The 3,267-nt window shown below is 46.3% G+C and carries 3 protein-coding genes and 1 pseudogene; all 4 read left to right on the top strand.

Annotated elements, in window-relative coordinates; translation table 11 throughout:
* Positions 1–223 precede the first annotated feature (223 nt).
* The 4 genes and pseudogenes from IM485_RS09830 to IM485_RS22700 all read left to right on the top strand — a co-directional run bounded on the left by IM485_RS09830 (position 224) and on the right by IM485_RS22700 (position 3,125).
* On the top strand, positions 224–937 hold the full coding sequence (locus IM485_RS09830) for a biotin--[acetyl-CoA-carboxylase] ligase (RefSeq protein ID WP_104396150.1): 714 nt from the start codon (positions 224–226) through the stop codon (positions 935–937).
* Between the two features lie 45 nt (positions 938–982).
* On the top strand, positions 983–2,227 hold the full coding sequence (locus tag IM485_RS09825; protein WP_287742738.1) for a M23 family metallopeptidase: 1,245 nt from the start codon (positions 983–985) through the stop codon (positions 2,225–2,227).
* A gap of 348 nt (positions 2,228–2,575) precedes the next feature.
* Entirely contained in the window at positions 2,576–2,857 is a 282-nt protein-coding gene (locus tag IM485_RS09820; RefSeq protein WP_002787278.1) for a hypothetical protein, read from the top strand.
* 1 nt (position 2,858) lies between these two features.
* Positions 2,859–3,125 (top strand): annotated as a pseudogene (locus IM485_RS22700) (type II toxin-antitoxin system RelE family toxin).
* The last annotated feature ends 142 nt before the right edge of the window (positions 3,126–3,267 follow it).

Here is a 3,267-nt window from a genome sequence, read left to right as displayed (position 1 = left end):
TTAAATATTGGAAGAAAGGTAGTCGGAGAGGCCGCCTTTAGCGGGAATCCGATAGAGAGGTTCGTAGTTAACCCAGTACGGGTCAAAGCGTACAAAGCTAATTCTAGATGCAATATTTGCGTACAGAATTAGTAACTATCAGGTCACTGATTACTGATTACTGTTTACTGGACGGCTACGCCGTGCCTTTGGCAACACTGAAAATACTCCCCACTTCCCATTTATGCCCAAAATCCATCACTTTGAGCGATTAACTTCCACTAATACTAAAGCTTGGCAATTATTAGAATCGGGGGAAAATCCGCCTTTTGTGGTGACTGCTAGTCAACAAAGTGCCGGGAGGGGACAATGGGGACGGGAGTGGATTTCTGAACCGGGAGGATTATATTTATCTTTGGCTTTAAATCTTGATTTAGAGGTGGATAAATCTGCCCATCTCGTTCTCGCTACAGTTTGGGGCATCGCTTATCACCTCAATTGTCAAGAAATACCTGTTAAAATCAAATGGCCGAATGATTTAGTATTACTAGGGCGCAAACTAGGGGGAATTAACCTAGAAACCCGTATTCAGGGCCAAAACATCCCGCAAGCAGTCATCGGAGTGGGCATCAATTGGGCCAATCCCGTCCCCCCCACGGGTATTAATTTACAGGCTTTTACTGGCAATAAAATCACCTCGATCGCTCAGTTAACTTCTCTCACCAGCGAGGCTATCCTATACGGCTATGAATATTACTGTAATCACGGCATAAAAGCCCTATTAGCCTCCTATTTAGAACTTTTTGCCAATTTTGGTCAAAAGATAGTTTTCGAGGGCTATCAGGGCATAATAACGGGGGTAAGCGATCGAGGAGAATTAAAAGTTAAACTCACTTCGGACAATGCCAGTAGCGAAATTTATATACCGGCCGGTAGGGTTAGTCTCGGCTATAATTGAGTCTAAATATTTTTTTGACTAAACTGTGAGAAGTGAGGCCGCCCTATGTATCCTTCATCGGTGATATTGAAACTTTTTCTAGGAAAATCCTTAAAAAAGAAGCTGAGTTTATGCAGTGGTCTCGGTTTAGTAATCAGCGGTCTGATTACTCTTGCTCCCAATGCGATCGCTAATTCCGAAACTGGCAGCGAAACCCCGGTAGTGGAAAATGCCGCCCCGACTCTGAAAGCCCCCGTTATCAAAGAAAATACTAATCCGGCCCCCCGTCTGGCTATCCCCGAAAACCATCAAACCGATATGCCTACCCTTGCCCCCCGGGCCGGCGGTAAAAATAATTTTATCGATACTAGAAACTTTAACCCCCCCAGTTCCGTTGTCGTCACCGAGCGCCGCAGTGGTTGCCAAACGATCGCCCAAAATGGTCAACTGGTAGGAGGTAGCTGTAATCTGGCGGCCCGGTCCCCCCGTCGTCAGCCGGTCAGCACTGTGGCCAAACCCTTACCCCCGGTTAATCTGGCCCGGGTGCGTCTCAATCCTAATCCAGCCGTGCGAGTAGGACGGCAGCCCCGAAATCAGCCGGTTATCGCTAATAATTCCCTGGGTCGTTATGCCCCCACTCTTGTCGCTTCTAGCGCCCCGGTACGTCTGGCTGCCCCGACGGTGATTCCAAGTCAGGTGGTGGCCCTCAATCCCCCGGAATGGAATGGCGTAAAATTGGCTTTGGCCCCAGTGACTCGCGCAGAAGTGGAAGCAATCAGCGAAGCGACCACCTATGAGCGGGCCACCCGTTTAAGTCCCACGGATTCTAACCAAACTCAACGCACCGATTTACTTTTTCCCCTCGCCCTTCCCGCCCAAATTACCTCGGTTTTCGGGTGGCGAAATCATCCAGTCAGCGGGAATCGGGCCATGCACGCGGGTACTGATTTAGGCGCACCTATGGGAACACCTGTATTGGCCGCCTACGCAGGGGAAGTGGCCACCGCCGACTGGTTGGGAGGTTACGGATTAACGGTGATTTTACGTCACCTCGATGGTAGTCAAGAATCTCGTTATGCCCACCTTTCAGAAATTACCGTCAAACCGGGAGAATGGGTGGAACAGGGGGCGGTTATCGGTCGTGTGGGTAGTACGGGACTTTCTACCGGTCCGCACCTACACTTTGAATGGCGACACCTAACCGAACAGGGTTGGACCGCCGTAGATGCCGGTTTACATCTAGAATTAGCCCTCGATAATCTGGTGCAGAGAATGCAAATGGCCGCAGCCACTGACCCTAATCAGAATTAATTTGTTTTGGGTTACAAATATAGCGGTTTTTGGAACTTAAAAACGCATCGTTGAGCTTTTGCCCAATTGATGCGTTTTCATACATTCGCAGTATTAAGTAGTTGGACAAAAATAAAGTTAACTGTGGGGTAAGGGACTTGCGCTTTGATAATGTACCTTTTGGGCGAACGCAGTTCGCCCCTACATTGTGGACAAAATCCGTTACTGTAGGGGCGCAAAGCTTGCGCCCTCCGATCAATTGGGATATTATTCCCACGCAAGTCCCTAAGGAGTCGGTCGTCAGGAGTCAGGAGACGGGATACACGCTAAGATACAAATAATAAACTTGAGAGAAGCACTTGATTAAATATGACTCTAACTGACGTTGAAGTAAATCCCTCGACTCCAGAAGATTTTTTAGATTCTGAAACATTAGTACAGGTCGATTTAATGCAGCAAAAGATTCAACAATATATACAAACCCTATCAGTAGAAAATTTAAAGATGATTCTAGAATTTGCCGCTTATTTGTCAGATAAAGAAAGTGAAAAGGCAACGCAAGAAATTAGAGCAATCCCGAATATTATGGAACATTTGAAAGAAGCTGAAATGGATTTACAATCAGGTTGCCTCATTGATTGGGAAAGCTGAGATGACTTATAAAGTCCGTTTGACAGCTAAAGCAAATAAAGCTTATTCTGAAGCGGATCCAATCTTAAAAAAGAAGATTGCTAAGTGTTTAAAACTCCTTCAATAAACACCGAAAAATCACCCTCAAATTAAAGCATTAAAGGGAGAATTTGTCTAGAAGTATCGCTTCCGCGTTGGAGACTATCGGGTTATCTATACAGTTGATGATAGTCAGTCTCAAGTTATCGTCTTGCTGATTGAACATCGCAGTCAAGCTTACCGCCAATAAATAGGGTTTGCTGAATAAATGTGAAATGTAGGCAAGGTAGAGGTTTTGTGGCTTTTCTCCCGAAACAGGTGCAAGATTCTGAGAGAATCGTGCTTCAAAACCTTGCGTCTTCATGGTTCCGCGTCCTGTAGGGGCGAAGCAT

Source organism: Microcystis sp. M169S2 (assembly GCF_020245865.1).
Lineage (GTDB): Bacteria > Cyanobacteriota > Cyanobacteriia > Cyanobacteriales > Microcystaceae > Microcystis > Microcystis ichthyoblabe_A.
This window is presented reverse-complemented; position numbering and strand designations above follow the sequence as displayed.

Coding starts and splice junctions, on each gene's coding strand:
- IM485_RS09820 (WP_002787278.1), top strand. CDS start 2,576: ATGACTCTAACTGACGTTGAAGTAAATCCCTCGACTCCAGAAGATTTT.
- IM485_RS09825 (WP_287742738.1), top strand. CDS start 983: ATGTATCCTTCATCGGTGATATTGAAACTTTTTCTAGGAAAATCCTTA.
- IM485_RS09830 (WP_104396150.1), top strand. CDS start 224: ATGCCCAAAATCCATCACTTTGAGCGATTAACTTCCACTAATACTAAA.